This is a genomic window from Pseudomonas sp. Root562 (assembly GCF_001427125.1).
Classification (GTDB): Bacteria; Pseudomonadota; Gammaproteobacteria; order Pseudomonadales; family Pseudomonadaceae; genus Aquipseudomonas.
Genome location: NZ_LMGK01000001.1, coordinates 175,231 through 195,025, shown reverse-complemented (window position 1 = coordinate 195,025; position 19,795 = coordinate 175,231). Strand labels below are relative to the sequence as shown.

General features: G+C 57.8%; 21 protein-coding genes and 1 tRNA gene. 13 read left to right on the top strand and 9 right to left on the bottom strand.

Annotation, left to right across the window (positions count from 1 at the left end; all coding sequences use genetic code 11):
- Positions 1-103 precede the first annotated feature (103 nt).
- Positions 104-1,339 (top strand): trypsin-like serine peptidase, encoded by a 1,236-nt coding sequence (locus ASD60_RS00980; protein WP_056852201.1) that lies wholly within the window; start codon positions 104-106, stop codon positions 1,337-1,339.
- Between the two features lie 3 nt (positions 1,340-1,342).
- On the opposite strand, the gene ASD60_RS00975 is transcribed toward ASD60_RS00980, so the two are convergent.
- The 7 genes from ASD60_RS00975 to ASD60_RS00945 all read right to left on the bottom strand — a co-directional run bounded on the left by ASD60_RS00975 (position 1,343) and on the right by ASD60_RS00945 (position 7,265).
- Positions 1,343-2,098: a substrate-binding periplasmic protein gene (locus tag ASD60_RS00975; RefSeq protein WP_056852200.1), complete on the bottom strand. Its 756-nt coding sequence runs from the start codon at positions 2,096-2,098 to the stop codon at positions 1,343-1,345.
- A 78-nt stretch (positions 2,099-2,176) separates the two neighbouring features.
- Positions 2,177-2,947, bottom strand: a complete 771-nt coding sequence (gene hisF / locus ASD60_RS00970) for an imidazole glycerol phosphate synthase subunit HisF (protein ID WP_056852199.1) — start codon at positions 2,945-2,947, stop codon at positions 2,177-2,179.
- Positions 2,948-2,956: 9 nt separating this feature from the next.
- On the bottom strand, positions 2,957-3,694 hold the full coding sequence (hisA, locus tag ASD60_RS00965; protein ID WP_015093076.1) for a 1-(5-phosphoribosyl)-5-[(5-phosphoribosylamino)methylideneamino]imidazole-4-carboxamide isomerase: 738 nt from the start codon (positions 3,692-3,694) through the stop codon (positions 2,957-2,959).
- Positions 3,695-3,736: 42 nt separating this feature from the next.
- Complete coding sequence (locus ASD60_RS00960) at positions 3,737-3,997, bottom strand: DUF2164 domain-containing protein (protein WP_056852198.1); 261 nt, start codon at positions 3,995-3,997, stop codon at positions 3,737-3,739.
- Positions 3,998-4,636, bottom strand: a complete 639-nt coding sequence (gene hisH / locus ASD60_RS00955; protein ID WP_008080553.1) for an imidazole glycerol phosphate synthase subunit HisH — start codon at positions 4,634-4,636, stop codon at positions 3,998-4,000.
- A complete protein-coding gene (gene hisB / locus ASD60_RS00950; RefSeq protein WP_007939452.1) occupies positions 4,636-5,229 on the bottom strand; it encodes an imidazoleglycerol-phosphate dehydratase HisB in 594 nt (197 codons plus the stop codon). Before hisB ends, hisH begins: the two co-directional genes overlap by 1 nt.
- A 374-nt stretch (positions 5,230-5,603) precedes the next feature.
- Positions 5,604-7,265, bottom strand: coding sequence for an OFA family MFS transporter (locus ASD60_RS00945; RefSeq protein WP_056852197.1), 1,662 nt, complete (start codon positions 7,263-7,265; stop codon positions 5,604-5,606).
- A 357-nt stretch (positions 7,266-7,622) separates the two neighbouring features.
- Between ASD60_RS00945 and ASD60_RS00940 the strand changes: the two genes are divergently transcribed.
- From ASD60_RS00940 to ASD60_RS00915, 6 genes are all read left to right on the top strand, one after another.
- Positions 7,623-9,848, top strand: coding sequence for an AsmA family protein (locus tag ASD60_RS00940; RefSeq protein ID WP_056852196.1), 2,226 nt, complete (start codon positions 7,623-7,625; stop codon positions 9,846-9,848).
- Positions 9,845-10,912 (top strand): A/G-specific adenine glycosylase, encoded by a 1,068-nt coding sequence (gene mutY, locus ASD60_RS00935; protein WP_056852195.1) that lies wholly within the window; start codon positions 9,845-9,847, stop codon positions 10,910-10,912. Before ASD60_RS00940 ends, mutY begins: the two co-directional genes overlap by 4 nt.
- Complete coding sequence (locus tag ASD60_RS00930) at positions 10,909-11,181, top strand: oxidative damage protection protein (RefSeq protein ID WP_056852194.1); 273 nt, start codon at positions 10,909-10,911, stop codon at positions 11,179-11,181. Before mutY ends, ASD60_RS00930 begins: the two co-directional genes overlap by 4 nt.
- A gap of 91 nt (positions 11,182-11,272) precedes the next feature.
- A tRNA-Phe gene (locus ASD60_RS00925) sits at positions 11,273-11,348 on the top strand.
- Between the two features lie 308 nt (positions 11,349-11,656).
- A complete protein-coding gene (locus tag ASD60_RS00920; protein WP_056852193.1) occupies positions 11,657-12,736 on the top strand; it encodes a hypothetical protein in 1,080 nt (359 codons plus the stop codon).
- A gap of 75 nt (positions 12,737-12,811) precedes the next feature.
- Positions 12,812-13,603, top strand: a complete 792-nt coding sequence (locus ASD60_RS00915; protein ID WP_056852192.1) for a TSUP family transporter — start codon at positions 12,812-12,814, stop codon at positions 13,601-13,603.
- Positions 13,604-13,661: 58 nt separating this feature from the next.
- Here the strand turns inward: ASD60_RS00915 and ASD60_RS00910 are convergent, their stop codons facing one another.
- On the bottom strand, positions 13,662-14,111 hold the full coding sequence (locus ASD60_RS00910) for a hypothetical protein (RefSeq protein WP_056852191.1): 450 nt from the start codon (positions 14,109-14,111) through the stop codon (positions 13,662-13,664).
- A 262-nt stretch (positions 14,112-14,373) separates the two neighbouring features.
- On the opposite strand from ASD60_RS00910, the gene ASD60_RS00905 reads away from it, so the two are divergent.
- From ASD60_RS00905 to vapC, 6 genes are all read left to right on the top strand, one after another.
- Positions 14,374-15,426, top strand: coding sequence for a PDDEXK nuclease domain-containing protein (locus tag ASD60_RS00905; RefSeq protein WP_056852190.1), 1,053 nt, complete (start codon positions 14,374-14,376; stop codon positions 15,424-15,426).
- A gap of 71 nt (positions 15,427-15,497) precedes the next feature.
- Positions 15,498-16,481: an alpha/beta hydrolase family protein gene (locus ASD60_RS00900; RefSeq protein WP_056852189.1), complete on the top strand. Its 984-nt coding sequence runs from the start codon at positions 15,498-15,500 to the stop codon at positions 16,479-16,481.
- A 19-nt stretch (positions 16,482-16,500) separates the two neighbouring features.
- On the top strand, positions 16,501-16,917 hold the full coding sequence (locus tag ASD60_RS00895; RefSeq protein ID WP_056852188.1) for a hypothetical protein: 417 nt from the start codon (positions 16,501-16,503) through the stop codon (positions 16,915-16,917).
- A 6-nt stretch (positions 16,918-16,923) separates the two neighbouring features.
- The gene (locus tag ASD60_RS00890) at positions 16,924-17,376 is read left to right on the top strand and encodes a hypothetical protein (protein ID WP_056852187.1); all 453 of its coding nucleotides are present in this window, start codon (positions 16,924-16,926) and stop codon (positions 17,374-17,376) included.
- Between the two features lie 180 nt (positions 17,377-17,556).
- Entirely contained in the window at positions 17,557-17,787 is a 231-nt protein-coding gene (gene vapB, locus ASD60_RS00885) for a type II toxin-antitoxin system VapB family antitoxin (protein ID WP_056852536.1), read from the top strand.
- Positions 17,787-18,194 carry a type II toxin-antitoxin system tRNA(fMet)-specific endonuclease VapC gene (gene vapC / locus ASD60_RS00880; RefSeq protein WP_056852186.1) on the top strand — a complete coding sequence of 136 codons (408 nt, stop codon included), beginning with the start codon at positions 17,787-17,789 and terminating at the stop codon, positions 18,192-18,194. Before vapB ends, vapC begins: the two co-directional genes overlap by 1 nt.
- Before the next feature lie 76 nt (positions 18,195-18,270).
- Here the strand turns inward: vapC and gabP are convergent, their stop codons facing one another.
- A complete protein-coding gene (gabP, locus tag ASD60_RS00875; protein ID WP_056852185.1) occupies positions 18,271-19,662 on the bottom strand; it encodes a GABA permease in 1,392 nt (463 codons plus the stop codon).
- Positions 19,663-19,795: the final 133 nt, after the last annotated feature.

The following is a 19,795-nucleotide window of genomic DNA, read 5'->3' as shown; positions in this document are numbered from 1 at the left end:
CCTGCAGATCCATTCCCGTTTCGCGATACATATATACATCTGCCGGTGCATTGGCCCGTGCCACGATAGCGCTCACCCTGAATTTCATCACCAAGGAATGGATATGAAATACCTCAAGCTCTTTTGTTTCGCCGCCCTGGTTGTCCTGGCCAATCCTGCAGTGCAGGCACGCGACCTTGGCGAAGGCGCCGTCAATGACTCGCCGTCAAGAGCGCTGCGCAACAGCGATAATTTTTATGAAATCTGGAGCGGTGTGGGACGACTCAGCCTCCAATCAGGCGAGACGTGCAGTGCCGTCCTATTGGATACGCGAAACAGGCAGGGTCGAGCCACCGGCCCTGCCTACTTGCTCACCAGCGGTCATTGCGTGTTTTTTAGATACGGTTCGGCGCGGACCGATTTGCCTTTGAACGCCAGCGTCACTTTCCATTACTTTCATGACGTGCCACAGCGTAAGCGCCAGTACCCGATCCGAATTGCCTTGTGGAGCAGTCTGGTCGGGACCGATCTTGCCGTGCTGGAGATAGACGCGACATTGGCGTCGCTGATACAGGCCGGGGTCAACCCGCTCAAGCTCGCCTCACATCTGACTTACGAGAATCAGGATGTGCTCAACGTTGGCGCGCCGGGTGGTTTTACCGAAGCCGGGCTTCGTTTGAGTGCCTGCGCTGAACGAATCGCCGGAACATTCATCGATCACCCTGGAGTGTTCCCATTAGCCATGAAAAACAGCTGCGATCTACACGCTGGAAGCTCTGGCAGTCCGATGCTGAACAGACTCACCAATGAAATTACCGGCATCGTCAGTAAAGTCGCGATATCGCGAAATCATCCGGCGCAATCCGATTGTGAGCACTCTACGTCTTGTCAGGCCGCACGATTCAACTACAGCTACAGCGCCAGCTTCCTGTACGCGTGCTTTATTGATGGCGTCTTCACCCTCGCGGCACCGAACTGTTCGTTGGAGCCGGTAGAGCTGACCGTCACGGAACCCTGGAAACTAAAATCACATGTCTATAAAACGCAAAATGCGAATGGGCAGGTGGTCTTGCCCAAGTGGGATTTCCGGTTCTCCCTCAAGGCGCCCTTCTATCGCTATAAAATGGTCCGTAACGCTCGGGATTGTCAGGTGCCTACTTTCTACAGTCCGGCCATCAGTACAGAAAATGCCTATATCAACAGTGAAATCGGCCCACAAAGTGGCGCGTACGCGCTCTGCATCATCGGGGTCGCCTCAGCCGATTCGAAGCTGACTAGGGGGGCTTTGAACAATGTGTTTACCAGTGCCGTGAACATGAGCACGACGCCGGGCACCCTGCCTGAAATGGCCTCGCAGTGAAAATTACAGATACTTCGACATGATCTCGTCAACTTTGCCTTCCTGGCGCATCTGATCCAGCGCGGCCTGCAGTTTGGCGACGGTTTCGTCCGGCACGTCCTTGTTCAAGGCCAGGTACAACTCGGCACTGTTGAACCGCAACACAGTCTTGAGCCCGATCACTCCTTCCTGGCGCGCCAGGTAGCGCCCAGCCGGATCACCGGTAGCCCATAGATCGATCTGGCCATTGACCAGTTTCTTCGCGTTGTCCTGATCGCGCAGGACCACCACAGGCTTCAAGCCTTGCTTGGCGAGCGTAGTGGCAATGGCGTCGCCCTTGTACGCACCGATTTTGTACTTTCGCGCATCGTCCAGGGATTGGAGGGTGATTTTGCTGTCAGCCTTGGCCAGCATGATCCAGTCGTCCGGGCCAATCGGCCCGACCCATTTGAAGAGCTTCTCGCGATCGGGTAACCGCGCCATCACGAATGCACCGTAACCGGGGTTTTCCAGAGCGAGTTTGTACACTCGCTCCCAGGGGAAACGCAGCGTCAGGCTGTAGGTAATATCGGCACGCTTGAATATTTCGCGGACGATGTCCGTGGCGATGCCATCAATGTTCTCGCCTTGGGCGAAATTCTTGCCGTTCTTCGCCATGTTGTACGGAGGGAAGTTTTCCGTCAGCAACACCATGTCGGTGTTGGGGTTGTCTGCGGCGTGTACCGCACTGACGAACAACAGGGAAGCACTGGCGAGGGCAAAACGAAGACGTTTGAGCATGTCTGGCTACCGAAATCCATGGCGTGCCCAAGAGTGCCTTGAGCCCGCCATGATGTCCACTGGCCTGTATGGGTTTGTTCAGCGCATCACGATTCCGCGATGAGCCATGTAGGCCTTGGCTTCCTGAACGGTGTATTCGCCGAAGTGGAAAATACTCGCCGCCAGGACTGCACTGGCGTGACCTTCGAGGATACCGTCGGCCAAATGCTGCAGGTTGCCAACGCCACCGGAAGCGATCACCGGAATGCCCAGGGCATCGCTGATGGCGCGGGTCACGCCAAGGTCGAAGCCGTTTTTCATGCCGTCCTGGTCCATGCTGGTCAGGAGGATTTCACCGGCTCCCAAGCCTTCCATCTTCTTTGCCCACTCGACAGCGTCAAGGCCGGTCGGCTTGCGACCGCCGTGGGTGAAGATTTCCCAGCGCGGGGTTTCGCCCGCAGCGGAAACTTTTTTCGCATCGATGGCAACGACAATGCACTGCGAGCCGAAATGCTGCGCCGCTTCGCCGACGAATTCAGGGTTGAACACCGCAGCGGTGTTGATCGAAACCTTGTCCGCACCGGCATTGAGCAAGTTGCGGATGTCCTGCACGGTGCGCACGCCACCGCCGACGGTCAGCGGAATGAACACCTGGCTGGCCATGCGCTCGACGGTATGCAGCGTGGTGTCGCGGCCGTCGACGCTGGCGGTGATGTCGAGAAAGGTAATCTCGTCGGCACCCTGCTCGTCGTAGCGACGGGCGATTTCCACCGGGTCACCGGCGTCGCGGATGTTTTCGAATTTCACACCCTTGACCACCCGGCCGTTGTCCACGTCCAGGCAAGGGATGATGCGTTTGGCCAGCGCCATGGTCAGTCCTCAGCCTTTGTACGAGTCGCAGAAAGCTTGCGCTTCAGCGACGTCGAGGGTGCCTTCGTAGATCGCCCGGCCGGTGATCGCGCCGATGATGCCCGGCGCCTTGGCGTCGAGCAGGGTCTTGATGTCACCCAGATTGTGGATGCCACCGGAAGCGATGACCGGAATCGATGTGGCAGCAGCCAGCGCGGCGGTGAACGGTACGTTGCAGCCCTGCATCATGCCGTCTTTGGCGATGTCGGTATAAACGATGGCGGACACGCCGTCGGCTTCGAACTGCTTTGCCAGGTCGATCACCTGGATGGTGCTGATTTCAGCCCAACCGTCGGTAGCGACGAAACCGTCCTTGGCGTCCAGACCGACAATCACTTTGCCAGGGAAAGCGCGGCAGGCTTCGGCGACGAAGGCTGGATCTTTCACAGCCTTGGTGCCGATGATCACGTAGCTCACGCCAGCCTTGACGTAGTGCTCGATGGTTTCCAGGGAGCGGATACCGCCGCCGATCTGGATCGGCAGGTTCGGATAGCGCTTGGCGATCGCGGTGACCACTTCGCCGTTGACCGGTTGGCCTTCGAACGCGCCGTTCAGGTCGACCAGATGCAGACGACGGCAACCGCCCTCCACCCACTTGGCAGCCATGCTCACCGGGTCATCGGAGAACACCGTGGAATCTTCCATGCGGCCCTGGCGCAGACGAACACAGGCACCGTCTTTAAGATCGATAGCGGGAATAATCAGCATCTGGCAAACCTTCAAATTCGAATGTTCAGCTTGGCTCGGAAATCAGTTTTTCTCGAGCGCCCACAGGTCGCTTTCGATGCTTTCGAACCTCTCTTTGAGATGCGTCTGCACATCGAAAATCGCCCTGTTGTAATAGTGCGGAGCAATTTCTCGGGTAAACAACTCAAGAATCTCAGCCGCCTCGAACGAGCCGAGGTCGAGTTCAAAGCGGTCTTCCATGAATCGCTTGATCTTGCTGTTGGCCTCGCTCTCCTGTTCGGGAGTGAGGGTCAGGATCGGCGGCCTGGATTTCTTGACAGCCATTTACCAGCGACCGTCCCACGCAGCGAAGTTCTGCAGCAATTGCAGGCCATGGGTATGGCTTTTCTCCGGGTGGAACTGCACGGCGAAACGCGAGCCATCGGCCAGCGCTGCGGCGAAATCGACGCCGTAATGACCACCACCGACCACCTGGCGCGCATTAGCCGCAGCGATGTAGTAGCTGTGCACGAAGTAGAAACGCGCCATGTCCGGAATGTCGTGCCACAGCGGGTGACTGACCTTCTGCTTCACTTCGTTCCAGCCCATGTGCGGGACTTTCAGGTGTTCGCCGTCTTCGTGCAGATCTTTGCCAAAGAACTTCACTGCGCCCGGAAACAGCCCGATGCAGTCGACACCGTCGTTCTCTTCGCTGGTGTCGAGCAAGGCTTGCATGCCGACGCAGATACCGAGGAAAGGCCGGTCCTGGCTGACCTCACGTACCAGCGAGTCGAACCCGAGGCGACGGATCTCCGCCATGCAATCGCGAATCGCACCGACGCCGGGGAAAACCACCCGGTCGGCTTCGCGAATCACGTTGGCATCGCTGGTGATCAACACCTTGCCGGCCCCCACGTGCTCGAGGGCCTTGGCCACCGAGTGCAGGTTGCCCATGCCGTAATCGATAACCGCGACTGTCTGCATTACAGAACGCCCTTGGTCGATGGCATTTGCCCGGCCATGCGGTCATCGAGCTCCACGGCCATGCGCAGCGCACGGCCGAAAGCCTTGAACACGGTTTCGATCTGGTGGTGGGTGTTGTGCCCACGCAGATTGTCGATGTGCAGGGTGACGTTGGCGTGGTTGACGAAGCCCTGGAAGAACTCCTGGAACAGATCCACGTCGAAACCGCCGACGGTGGCGCGGGTATACGGAACGTGCATCTGCAGGCCGGGACGGCCGGAGAAGTCGATCACCACGCGCGACAGCGCTTCATCGAGCGGCACATAGGCGTGGCCGTAGCGACGGATGCCTTTCTTGTCGCCGATGGCTTTGGTAAATGCCTGGCCGAGGGTGATACCGACGTCTTCCACGGTGTGGTGGTCATCGATATGCAGGTCGCCCTTGCTGACAATATCCAGGTCGATCAGCCCGTGACGGGCGATCTGGTCCAGCATGTGCTCAAGAAAAGGAACACCGATATCGAATCGGGCCTTTCCGGTGCCATCGAGGTTGATCGAGGCTTTGATCTGGGTTTCCAGAGTGTCGCGCTCGACAGACGCCATACGTTCGGCCATCACCAGCTCCGCAAAATCATTGGGCGAAAAAGGCATCCATTATAGGCACGCGGGGCCGAAACAGAAACACGCGACGTGATATGGCTGACGGACAGAAGCCCCGGCTGTCGCGGGTAGACATGTCCATACAAGCCCGACAGGCTACTGATCGCTCCCACGCTCTGCGTGGGAGTGCAGCATTGGACGCTCCGCGTCCGCTTTGAATGTGACGCGGAGCGTCACGGGAGTCATTCCCACGCAGAGCGTGGGAACGATCAGAAACAACTGTAGGAGTGAGCCTGCTCGCGATAGGGCTCTCACATTCAACATTTCTGTCGACTGTCAGACCGGTATCGCGAGCAGAGCTCACTCCTACAGGGGTATTGCGTTTTTACTTAGTGGAACAGTACCGCCGTCTTCTGCAGGGTCACCCACACACCCCACGCCAACGGAATACCCACCGCCAGCCAGGCAGCAATTGCCAGAGGCTTGGTGCCCGGCGCCGCTTTCCACTCCAGCGACGTGCTGGCGTCAGCACCTTTGTCGTGGCCGAGCGCCTGTTCGGCAGCCAGTTCAGCGTCGGTCATGAAGTACTTGTCGGCCACCGGACGCACCAGCAGGTTGCAGATGAAACCCAGCACCAGCAGGCCGGCAAGGATGTACAAGGTGATGTCGTAAGCTGCGGCACGTTCAACGCCGATGCTCAGCTGATACTCACGCAGGTAGTTCACCAGCACCGGACCCAACACACCCGCTGCTGCCCACGCGGTCAGCAAGCGACCGTGGATAGCACCGACCATTTGCGTACCGAACAGGTCCGCGAGATAAGCAGGAACGGTGGCAAAACCGCCGCCGTACATCGACAGGATGATGCAGAACGCGGCCACGAACAGCGCGACGTTGCCCAGGTGGCCAAGATTCGGAATCAATGCGTACAGCGCAAAGCCAAGGGCAAAGAACACGAAGTAGGTGTTTTTACGGCCCAGGTAGTCCGAGAACGATGCCCAGAAGAAGCGGCCACCGATGTTGAACAGGCTCAGCAAACCGGTGAAACCGGCGGCGATCGCGGCGATCGAAGCCAATTGACCTGCATCCAGCTGACCGAACGGCAGATCGTTGCCCAGCAATTTGCCGCCGAACACTTCCTGCAACAGCGGCGAAGCCATGCCGAGGATGCCGATACCTGCGGATACGTTCAGGCACAGCACCAGCCACACCAGACGGAATTGCGGGGTTTTCCATGCCACGTTCACGTGTACATGACGGTTGGTGATCATGGCGTTCGACGCTTTTTTCGCAGGCGCCGTCCAGCCTTCAGGCTTCCAGCCGGTTGGCGGCACGCGGTAGGACAGTGCGCCACCGATCATGAACACGAAGTAGATCGCGGCCATCGCCACGAAGCTCTGCCATACGCCCACGCCTTCTGGCGAGCCGAAGTGGCTCATCAGAGCAGTCGCCAACGGCGCTCCGACCATCGCACCACCGCCGAAGCCCATGATCGCCATGCCGGTCGCCATGCCGCGCTTGTCCGGGAACCACTTGATCAGGGTCGACACCGGCGAGATGTAGCCCAGGCCCAGGCCGATACCGCCAATGACCCCGGAGCCGATCCACATCAGCCAGATCTGGTGCGTGTAGATGCCCAGCGCCGAAATCAACAGACCGCCGCACCAGCACAGCGCCGAAACAACGCCGGCCTTGCGTGGTCCGGCATGCTCGAGCCAGCCGCCCCAGATCGCTGCAGAGCAACCCAGGAAAATGAAGAACAGGGTGTAGATCCAGCCGAGCATCGAGATCGGCCAATCGCATTGCGAGGAAAAAACCTGAGCGATGAAGCTCATGTCCGGCGCACAGGCCAGCGGCTTGCTGAGACCCAGCGCCTTGGACAATGGCAACCAGAACACCGAAAAGCCGTAGGCCATGCCGATGCAGAGGTGGATGGCCAGGGCGGCCGGTGGCACCAGCCAACGGTTGAAACCGGGCTTGGCGATAATGCGTTCCTTGGACAGGAACGCGGGCTGGTCGGCGTAGCCGTCCGCCGCGATACTCGTGGTCATTGTGTATCCCCCAATTATTAGTATGGTTCGCCAGGTGCTCTTCATCCCCAGCCTTTATGCGCACGCATGACTGTTTTTTTACGATGAAGCTCCATTTTGGTGCGGCATCAAGTCGCAGAAGGACCGACGAACGGGCGAAGGTTACCATTTGCACGTGACAGAAAAACCAAAGTGCTATCAGTTTTTTGTACGTTATCCGATCTCTTGCGTGCAGAAATCGCCTGCCGACGATCGCCAAACGGCCGACTGAACATGCCGCCCGACACTCGGTCCGAGTGATCACTGACCGGTCGTCTCTTTCGGAGCGCTATACTCCCCGGCTAAATTTCGAATTCGACTAACTACAAGGACTCGCCCATGAAAGCGTTCGGCAAAATCCTGGGTCTGGTACTTCTCGGGCTGTTGCTGATCATTGTGGCGCTGGGCTTTGCCCTGACCCACCTCTTCGATCCCAACGACTACAAAGACGAGATTCGCCAGATTGCCCGCGACAAGGCCCACATCGAGCTGACGCTCAATGGCGATATCGGCTGGAGCCTTTTTCCGTGGCTCGGCCTTGAATTGCACGACGCCGGTGTCGCGACCCTGGCCAAGCCCACCGAACCGTTTGCCGACCTGCAGATGCTCGGCCTGTCGGTCCGCGTACTGCCACTGCTGCGCCGCGAAGTGCAGATGAGCGACGTGCGCGTTGAAGGTCTCAATCTACGCCTGAACCGCGACAAGGATGGCCACGGCAACTGGGAAGACATCGGCAAGGTACCAAAGCCTGCGAACCCGGACACCGCACCGGCGACCACCAGCGAACCCGAGCCGCAAACCACCGCACAGGCCGATAAACCGGCCCAGCCGATTCGCCTGGACATTGACAGCCTGACCGTCAACAACGCCCGCGTTGAGTACAACGACGAAAAAACCGGCAAGCAATTCAGCGCCGAAAGTATCCAGCTGAGCACCGGCCCGGTGCATGACTCCACCAACATTCCAGTCAAGCTCACTGCATTCCTCGGCACTAACCAGCCGGTTCTGCGAGTGCGCACCGAGCTCAATGGCGAACTGCGTTTCGAACGTGCTTTGCAGCGCTACAAACTGGAAGACATGAAACTGTCCGGTGAAGTGGCGGGCGATCCACTTCAAGGCAAAACCATGACCTTCGCCGCCCAAGGCCAGTTGTTGCTGGACCGGGCGGCCAATGTCGCCGAGTGGACCGGCATCAGGGTTTCCGCCAATCAGTTGCGTGCGCTGGGTGAGTTGAAGGTCAATGATCTGGACAAGACCCCGCAAGTCAGCGGTGGCCTGTCGGTCGCCCAGTTCGACCTGGCAAAATTCGTCGACAGCATCGGCCAGACATTGCCGGCCATGGGCGAAGGCAGCCTGAGCAAGGTGGAACTGGCTACCCGTCTTGCGGGCACGCCTTCCAGCCTCGTCCTGGACGACATCAACCTGAAAGTCGATGACAGCACCTTCAGCGGCCGCATTGCCGTCGAAGACTTCGCCAAGCAATCGTTGCGTGCAACCCTCAAGGCAGACACTTTCAACGTCGACCGCTATCTGGCGCCGAAGTCGGCCGAAGCCAACAGCACCAAGCAAGTGCGTCAGGCCGAAGTCGCCAGCACCGAAGCCGATGCCATGGCGGGCGCCGGCAGCACACCGCTGCCGCCATCGCCGACCAAAGAAGCCTGGAGCAGCGAGCGCCTGCTGCCGGTGGAACGACTGAGCAAGCTGGATGTGGACGCCGATCTGACTTTTGGCCAGTTGACCCTGGAAAAACTGCCGATCCACAACGCCGTACTCAAGGCCAACGGCCAAGGCGGTTTGCTTACCCTGACCAGCCTGCGCGGTGATTTGTACGAAGGTAACTTCGACGCCAAGGGCACCCTCGATGTGCGCCAGCAAGCGCCCGTGCTGAATTTGCAGACGCAGATCAGCCGCGTTCCGGCGGAAAAAATCCTCGAAAGCCAGGGCAAGAATCCGCCGGTCAAAGGCCTGGTCACGCTCAACAGCAGCCTGACCGGCAGCGGCAACAGCCAGAAAGCGCTGATCGAAACCCTCAACGGCAACGCCAGTTTCGTCATCAACAATGGCGTGTTGCTCAATGCCAACCTCGAGCAGCAATTGTGCAAAGGCATCGCCACGCTCAACCGCAAAACCCTCAGTGGCGAGCCACGGGGCAAGGACACACCGTTCCAGGAACTCAAGGGCAACCTGAATTTCCGCAACGGCGTGGCCAGCAACCCGGACCTGAAAGTGCGCATCCCGGGCATGACCGTCAACGGTGACGGTGATATCGATCTGCGGGTGCTGGGCATGGACTACCGCGTAGGCATCATTGTCGAAGGCGACAAGAGCGACATGCCGGACCCGGCTTGCCAGGTGGGTGAGAAATTCGTCGGCATCGAGTGGCCGCTGCGCTGCCGTGGCCCACTGGAACTGGGTGCCAAGGCTTGCCGACTGGACAACGAACGCATGGGACAGGTTGCGAGCAAACTGGCCGGCGAACGCATCAGCGAAAAAATCGACGAGAAGCTGGGCGACAAAGTCAGCCCGGAACTCAAGGATGCGCTCAAGGGGCTGTTCAAGCGATGAGAGCCGAGCAGTTTGCAATGGCGGTGCTGGACTGGTTCGACCGCCACGGCCGTCATGACTTGCCCTGGCAGCAGGACATCAACCCGTATCGGGTGTGGGTCTCGGAAATCATGCTGCAGCAGACCCAGGTCAGCACCGTGCTCAACTACTTCGACCGGTTCATGGCTTCGCTGCCGACAGTCGAAGCCCTGGCCGCTGCGCCGGAAGATGAAGTGCTGCACCTGTGGACGGGCCTGGGTTACTACACTCGCGCGCGCAATCTGCAGAAGACCGCGAAGATCGTCGTCGAGCAGTACGGTGGCGAATTTCCCCGGGATGTGGAAAAACTCACTGATCTGCCGGGCATCGGCCTGTCCACTGCCGGCGCAATCGCCAGCATCAGCATGGGCCTGCGTGCGCCGATCCTCGACGGCAACGTCAAACGCGTACTGGCGCGTTTTACCGCGCAAGAGGGTTACCCGGGCGAGCCGAAGGTCGCAAAACAGCTCTGGGCGAACGCTGAGCGCTTTACGCCACATGATCGGGTCAATGCCTACACCCAGGCGATGATGGACCTTGGCGCAACGCTCTGCACCCGCAGCAAACCCAGCTGCCTGCTGTGTCCACTGGAGAAAGGTTGCGAAGCGCACATGCTCGGCCTGGAAACACGCTACCCGATACCCAAGCCACGCAAAGCCATCCCGCAGAAACGCACGCTGATGCCGATGCTCGCCAACGGCGAAGGCGCGATCCTGCTTTACCGTCGCCCTTCTACCGGTCTGTGGGGCGGTTTGTGGAGCCTGCCGGAACTCGACGACCTCGATGACCTGCAACACTTGGCTTCGCAGCACTCGCTGGAACTGGGCGCACATCAATCGCTGCCGAGCCTGGTGCACACCTTCAGCCATTTCCAGTTGTCCATCGAACCCTGGCTGGTCCAGGTCCAGGAGGCCGGTCATCACGTGGCCGAGGTCGACTGGCTCTGGTATAACCTCGCCACCCCGCCGCGCCTGGGCCTTGCTGCCCCGGTCAAAACCTTGCTCGAACGCGCGGCCGCCGTATTGAACGCAGGAGAGTCGTCATGACCCGCACCATCATATGCCGCAAGTACAAAGAAGAACTGCCAGGCCTGGAACGCGCCCCGTTCCCGGGCGCCAAAGGCCAGGACATTTTTGACCACGTCTCGGCCAAGGCCTGGGCCGACTGGCAAAAACACCAGACCCTGCTGATCAACGAAAAACGCCTGAACATGATGAACGCCGAAGACCGCAAATATCTGCAGGGCGAGATGGACAAGTTCTTTTCCGGCGAGGAATACGCCAAGGCCGAAGGCTACGTGCCGCCGGCCGAATAACCCACGAATTTCGTAAGCGACGGAATTAATTTAAGAAATTTTAAAAAAGTCGTTGACGTAAATCCGAAAAACCCTTTTAATGCGCCCCGTTGCCCAGATAGCTCAGTCGGTAGAGCAGGGGATTGAAAATCCCCGTGTCGGCGGTTCGATTCCGTCTCTGGGCACCAAATACCGAAAACCCTGAATCGCAAGATTCAGGGTTTTTTTATGCCTGCGGTTTGATGAAACCCTGTCCGGGGACATCGAAACGCAGAATGTTGCCTCCCGCCTCACGCTATCGCGACACCAACAACCCCCTGTCGCGCTTGCCACGTATTTGTAATCGCTCCTTCCTCGCAATCAGTCTCTCAAACCCGTCGGAATGCTCCGCCTGCTTTAACGGAAATGGACGACAGACGCTAATCAGCGGATTGAGCAGAATTGCGAGAGGAGCTGCCGAATAGCCGGGAGTAGATGCACAACAGGGATGTAGACAATGACTGACGTCACTCAACCAGAGGTCGAAACTGCCGAGTTACTTTCCGGACAGGAGATCAGAACGTTCAGCTTTGAATTTTGCCAGTCGTTACTTCTTCAGAAATTCGCCAAAGACCTGGCCGCAATCGGCGGACCGCAGGCACCAGGAGTCAGAGCCAAAGCTAATTCGGCCGCAATTGAATTAAACGCCTCGTTCACGAGACACCAACGCGAACTACTCGCCGCCTACTCTGATGGCCAGATTAGCGTGTTGATCTTTGAGGGGCTGCAAAAAATCAACGATGTCAGTCCTCCCAACGAACTACCCGTACTGGCATCCCTGGAGAACCATTACGACGTTCTTTGCCTGGCCGCGCGGAATCAGATCTTGTTGAACCTGGTGGATAACAGTGCCTTTGCCTACGACATGGACAATGAAGGAAAACTGGTTCGGCTTGTCGCCAACTTCAAGGGCGGTGGCCTGAATAAAATCCCTACTGAACTGGACATCAAGGAATTGAGCTCTCACTCCGGACTTGCTCTCGGCCCACATACCGAGGCGCCATACTGGTGCGCCGTGAATGCGAAAGATGGACACTCGCCCTCACCCTCGTCGCTAATCCTCTCAGCGCTCTGGAACCCTGGCATGGAACCAACCTCGGTCATTCCGATACCACCCGTACTGGAAAAAATCGGTGTAAAGAACTGCCTCGCACTGACTACCGGGAATTTCCAATTCACCCGCAGTGACTCCTTCGTCAGTGGCAAGGGAGAAGATGGTCACAATGTTTCGATTCTGGAGTTCGATGACAAGGTCGGATTCACTGCCCGCTTCAACTCGTATCGTTTTTCGGTCAACGACAACGCCTCCGACCTCGTCAAATCGGCCTTTGTCGCCCTCTGTCAAAAGGTGGGCGAATCAGCGCCTGTCGAGCACACGCTGACGCAAGAGTCGGCAATGGTCATCAACAACGTCCGGGCTTTGCATTGTCGTGATCTGATCAAAGACAACAGACGCGTTCTGGTCCGTTTGTTCGGGCTATCGAAGTTTTCTTCTCCAATTGTCATCACAGACGACCCGCTTCGACTTCAGGGCTGAGGTGCACTAAAACCTCACTCGATTGAATGGTCAGGCGAGTGGATGACGCACAGATTTCGTAAGAGAGGGAATGAGATGTCCTGGGACATAATTGGCATGTTGGCGCTCGTCGCGTTTTTCGCCGGTTTTTTTGATGCAATAGCGGGGGGCGGTGGGCTAATAACCCTGCCCGCATTGTTTTTAGCCGGGGTCGATCCCATCAGTGCGATCGCCACGAACAAGTTCCAGGCCGCCTCGGCCACTATTTCGGCAACCGCAACCTTCGCTCGCAAAGGACTGATCGAGTGGCGCGAGGGCCGTTTCCTGGTTATCTGTGGTTTTATTGGCGGTGCCAGCGGCGCATTGCTGGTCAGTTCGGTCGATAAGCGTTATCTGGAAGTTTGCGTGCCTGTCATGCTGATCTTGGTCGCCATCTACTTTGCGCTGTCTCCAAAACTGGCCAATGAAGATCGCCGCAAGCGAATCAGCGTTCTGCTTTTTTCATTTACCGTTGCGCCGATTCTGGGTTTTTACGACGGCATATTCGGTCCCGGCGTGGGCTCTTTCCTGATTGTCGGATTTGTACTGCTTTGTGGTTTGGGCATGATGCGCGCCATGAGCTTTACCAAACTGGCAAACGCCTCATGCAATCTCGGCTCCCTGTCGGTCTTCATCACCAAAGGTGTGATTATCTGGCCTGTCGCCATCGCAATGGCTTTAGCTGCGTTCGTGGGCGCTCAGTTGGGCGCACGAGCCGCTGTTCGGGTCGGACCACGATTGATCAAACCCATGCTGATCGTGGTCTGTTGCGCCCTGGCCATCAAGTTGCTGAGCGTAGAAACCAATCCGCTGCGCATTGCGGTCATCCAGACATTGGCTTCGTTATGATCATCCAGAATCAAAACCCTGAATCGCAGGATTCAGGGCTTTGGTTCTCGACAGCGCACTAGCTCTCGCCATTCCAATGGAAGACCAGGTTACGAGCGGCACCGCTGCCGACATCCGCAACATCACGTCGCACCTCGCCGTTGCGTGTGGCGATGACGTTGTACTTCCCGGCTGGCAATTGCACATACACCAGTGGTCCGGCGTCGTGCAGTGTCAGTACGGTTTGCCCCTGGGCCTTCTCTATGACCACATCCACATCGGGAATGTATTTGTTCTCCGCCCCGATCGCGAAGGTCATGTGCAGGTTATAGCCAGTCGTTTGCTGGATAGCCTTTGCCTCATCCTCGCCAATCCCACCGGACAGATAGGTGATGCCATTTTGTTCCTGCCGCTGAACCTGAACGCCGGAGCTGTCGACGGGCTCAAGACTTGCGGCGGGCGCCATTGCAGGAAACAGCAGCATGCCGATGGCGGCGAGGGGCAACATGAATGAATGGAGGATTTTCATGATGACGACTCCCGGGCTTTGAAAAGCCCAATCGTTACCTGAATTTTGATTTCCCGCGCATTGGTGATGTTTTAGATCGATTGGTACTTGTGCTGACTACGAAACGTACTACGTGATTTGCTCGGCAGGCTTGCTCTTCCGTCAGATCGATCCTGCTTGCGGCCCCGGCGATTCCTTCCGATATCTCAGCCGTGCCCTGCATCTTCGACCCAAGCTCTCTTGCCATCCTCTTTTGCCTGATCAATCAGCCGCAGAAGACCTCATGAACGACCTCAGAACCGAAGACACAAAAGACCCGCAACTCGCTTCGCTTGTCGGCAATCTTGGCGAACTGATACGCCAGGCGCGCCAGAAGGTGCTGCGGGCCGTCGACACCATTCAAGTGCAAACCTGTTGGCAGATTGGTCGGCATATTGTCGAATTCGAGCAGGAGGGTGCTCGGCGGGCAGGTTATGGCAAGCGCTTGCTTGCTACATTGGCTCACGCTCTTACCACCGATTATGGAAAAGGTTTTGACGAGCGCAACCTGCGATATATGCGGGATTTTTATCAAACATTCCCAATTTGGAACGCAGTGCGTTCCGAATTGAGCTGGACTCATTACCGGCGACTATTGAGAGTCGACAGCGAAAGCGCCCGACTGTGGTACATGAACGAGTCCGCCACTCAAAACTGGTCAAGTCGAGCATTGGAACGCCAGATAAACACACTTTACTACGAGCGCCTGCTTGCAAGCCGCGATCGCGCCCCCGTGTTGCTGGAGGCAGCCACCCATATTCAGCAAATGAAGGCCAGCCCTCGGGAGTTCATTCGTGACCCGGTGGTGCTGGAGTTTCTTGGCCTGCCCCATGCCGGCAAGCTTCAGGAAAGCGAAATCGAACAGGCACTGATAGAACAACTGCAAGGTTTCCTGTTGGAGCTGGGCAAAGGTTTCGCCTTCATCGCCCGCCAGCAACGCATCAGCACTGACAGCAAGGACTTCTTCATCGACCTGGTGTTCTACAACTACCTGCTCAAATGCTTTGTCATATTCGATATCAAGCGGGGCGAGCTCACACACCAGGATGTCGGCCAGATGGACATGTATGTACGCATGTACGACGACCTCAAACGTGGAGCAGAAGATGGTCCCACCGTCGGCATTATCTTATGTGCGCAGAAAGATGAATCGGTGGTTCGTTATTCGGTTCTGGAAGGTCACGAACAACTTTTTGCCAGCAAGTACCAGTTGATATTGCCGAGCGAGGAAGAACTGCGTGCAGAGCTTGATCGAGAGCGCGCACGACTTGACGAGCGACTCGATCAGACACCGTGATGGCTCTCATGGATTGTTCATCCGCAGCTTGAAGACTATCGTTGGCATCTCCCCGCAAAGGTCCAGCGCCCATGAATTTGCAGGACATGCCCCCTCTGGCCCCCGTTCAAATCGAGCTGCCATTGGTAACTGACGCCGTTGCCGAGCCCTTCGAGCAACCCGCAGAAGACGGATTCATCATCGGCGGTTTCACCTGGCGGCACGCTGCCCCCGATAGCTCTCGCCCGGTGGTCATCATCAATGCGGCCACCTCGGTACGCTGCCGGCACTACTCGCGCTTCGCCGACTACCTGTTCGCCAATGGCCTGGATGTGATCACCTATGATTACCGCGGTATAGGTGAATCACGCCCGCCGTCACTAAAAGGGTTTCAGGCTTCATGGACTGACTGGGGTGCACTGGATTTCGAGGCGATGCTACGGCGCGCAAAGCGCGAGTTTCCGAATCAGCCCATCGATGTGGTGGGCCACAGCTTTGGAGGCTGTGCAGCAGGACTGGGGGCCTCCGGAAATGCGATCCGGCGCCTGGTGACGGTCGGTGCGCAGTTCGCCTACTGGCGCGACTATGCACCGGCCCATCGCTGGCGGATGTTTGGTAAATGGCATGTGCTGATGCCACTGCTGACGATGATCTTCGGTTACTTTCCCGGCAAGCGCCTTGGCTGGCTGGAAGACACGCCTGCCGGTGTCGTCCGTGACTGGAGCTTCTCCACTGCACGTTACGAAAAACGCTTCAGCGGCAGCGTCATCCACGCAACCGCCGGTCGCCTGCCCTTTGCTGGCGTGACCGCGCAAACCCTCGCCATCAGCATCTGCGACGATCCCTACGGCACGATCCCGGCCATCGAGCGCCTGCTCGGTTACTTCACCGGCAGCACAAACACCCACTTGCGCATCGCCCCGCAAGACATCGGCGAAACAGAAGTTGGACATTTCGCCTTTTTTCGCAGCGCATACCAAGCCACACTATGGCCCATCGCATTGTCGTGGCTGCAAAACGGCGAGCTGCCCCCCGACACACCCGGGCGGACGGTGCCACGCAGCAATCCTACTTAACGCATACGGAACAACCTCCATGGCCTCCGCCAACAAGCAGCAAAAACGCGCCTCCCGCGCCAAGGCCAAGGCCAAGCAGAACCGCACCCAACGCGCTGCCGCGCCGGTCGAACTGGACCCGAACGATGACCGTATCGACTTCGAGTCGGTCGACCTGACTGAACTGTTCAAGAAAATGATCGACGCCGAGAAAGTCAGCCAGCAAGCCATGTGTGTAGCTTTCCTCGAAGACCCGTTGCTGGAACTGGTCTACGAACAGGAAGGCGAAGAAGGCGCGATGGACTTCATCCTCGCGGCGCTGATCGAGTATCGCCAATGGTCCACCGAAACCGACGAAGCCGGCGCCTTGGCGTGGATCGAATCGCCGGCCTTCCAGGCCGACTACGTGGCAGCCTCCGATGCTATCGCCGCGCAAACCCAACAGAAACCGAACTGAGCTCCCATGGCCTCCCTGAACAAGCAACAGAAACGCGCCAAGCGCGCAAAAGCCAAAGCCAAGCAAATCCGCATGGTCGGCAGAAAACCCGCGAACCTGGACGATGATCTCGGCCACCTCGCCGAGCCGATCCCGGAATACACCTTGGCGATGTTCAGCAAGATGCGCGATGCGGAAGCCATCAGCCGCAGTGAAATGCTCTCGGTTTTGCTGACCAACCTGGCCTTCATCATCATCGACCATCCAGAACTGCTGGACATGGAAAACGCCGAAGACGAAGGCATGGCCGCGACTCACCTGGCCGCCGACATGCTGATCGATTACCGCATGTGGGCCGACGGCATGGACCGCGAAACCGCCCAGGCCTGGCTGAGCGAGCCGCAATTCATCACCGACTTCGGCGATGCCTTGGACATCTACAGCCGGTCGCTGGAAGCATCGGAAGAAAAAGCCGGATAACTACCGGGTTTCGGCAAAAAAAACGGCCGCTTGTCTCCACTGACAGCGGCCGTTTTTTGTGAAGCGGCCAGTCAGAATGATCAGAGACCTCACTCACCACCCGCTTTGTATATCCCGTTGACATATCCACAAAAAAATCTACTCTTTGGAGTACACCCCACAATGGCGGAGGAGGCAAAAATGGAACAGACCACCCTTTTCATGAGCAATCGCAGCCAGGCCGTTCGCCTTCCCAAAGCCGTAGCCATGCCAAGCGACGTAAAACGCGTCAACGTAATCGCCATCGGCCGATCCCGCCTCATTACCCCCGCCGAAGAAACATGGGATAGCTGGTTCGAGGGGGATAGCGTGAGTGCTGACTTCATGCCTGATCGCGACCAACCCACCGATCAGGAGCGCGAGTCGTTCTGATGATCAAATACATGCTCGACACCAACATCTGCATATTCACCATCAAGAACAAACCGCAAATCGTCAGAGAGGCCTTCAACCGCCATGACGGGCAGCTATGCATCAGTGCTGTCACCCTCATGGAGTTGATCTACGGCGCCGAAAAGTCAGCAGCACCAGAAAAGAACCTTACCGTCATCGAGGGTTTGGCAGCCCGCCTTGAGGTCCTGCCTTTCGACAATGAAGCGGCCGCGCATACCGGAATGATTCGATCCGAGCTGGCGAAGGCTGGAACACCCATCGGCCCATACGACCAAATGATCGCCGGCCACGCGCGCTCACGTGGGTTCATCGTAGTCACGAACAACCTGCGGGAATTTGAACGGGTTCCTGGGTTACGCGTAGAGGACTGGGTGCATCCCCGTTGAATTTAATGAAGACATAAAAAAAACGGCCGCTTGTCATCACTGACAGCGGCCGTTTTTTTGCGTCATGCGCTACGAATCAGCTGAGTACCACCGCACCCGCCTTCTGCAGCTTGCGACGGCGAGCCACCAGCAAACCGGAAGCCACTACCAGAACACTGAGCAGGCCTGTTGCGAGGATTTCCACACGGTGGGCGTCCTGGAAAAGCATGATGGTCAGAGCCGCAACGATGAAGACGATCACCGCGTAGGTCAGGCCCGGGAACAGCCACATGCTGAAGACGATTTTTTCACCGCGAGCCATGCGCTGCTTGCGCATACGCAGTTGCGAGATCGCGATCACCAGGTACACCAGCAGTGCAATGGCACCGGAGCTGGCCAGCAGGAATTCGAACACCGCAGCCGGGGCCACGTAGTTGGCGAACGTGGCCAGGAATGCCGCGCCCGTGGACAACATCACCGCCCAGTAAGGCGTGCCGCTTTTGTTGGTGCGGGTGGAAACGGCTGGTGCATCGCCGCGCTTGCCCAGGGAAAACAACATGCGCGAAGAGGTGTAGAGCGCCGAGTTCAGGCAACTGGTCACAGCAACCAGTACCACGATGTCGACGATCATCTTGGCGTTCGGGATGCCCATGCGCTCAAGCACGGTCTGGTAGGAGCCCAGGCTTGCCAGTACAGGGTCGTTCCATGGCACCAGGGCCACAACGATGAAGATCGATACCAGATAGAACAAGCCGATCCGCCAGATCACCGAATTGGTGGCCTTGGAGATTTGCTTGCCAGGGTTTTTCGACTCCGCGGCCGCGATGGTCACGATCTCGGTGCCCATAAAGGAGAACATGGTGGTCAGGATCGCGCCCAACACCGCACCCATGCCGTTTGGCAGGAAGCCCTGGGTATCGAACAGGTGCGAAACGCCGCTGACCTGGCTGTTCGGCAAGAAGCCGAAGATTGCCGCTACGCCGAGAATGATGAAGCCGATGATCGCCAGGACTTTGATCAGGGCGAACCAGAACTCGAACTCACCATAGTTCTTCACACTGAACAGGTTGGTCACGGTCAGCAGCATCGTGATCACAAGAGCGAAGGCCCAGATGTCCACACCCGGGAACCAGGCATGCAAAATGGTTGCAGCGGCGTTGGCCTCCAGCGGGATCACCAGAACCCAGAACCACCAGTACAACCAGCCGATGGTGAAACCGGCCCAATGACCGATCGCCCGATCGGCGTATGTCGAGAAGGAGCCGGTGTCCGGCGAGGCAACAGCCATTTCACCGAGCATGCGCATCACCAACACTACCAGCATGCCAGCGGCGGCATAGGCCAACAGCACGGCAGGGCCTGCAGCAGCGATAGCGTGGCCCGAGCCCACGAACAGGCCGGCGCCGATAACCCCGGCGATCGACAGCATGGTCACGTGACGCGGTTTAAGCCCCTGTTCGAGGCCGTTAGAGCTTTGGGTACTGCTCATTGAAACTACCTTTGTAAGGAAAAGCGAATGCGTGCAGCTCCCGAAGATTCTCTCTTGTAAAAAGAAACAAACGGGGCGTTCCGGAATCTGCACGCAATAATTGCGCCAAAATATTTCAAAACCTTCTAATCCG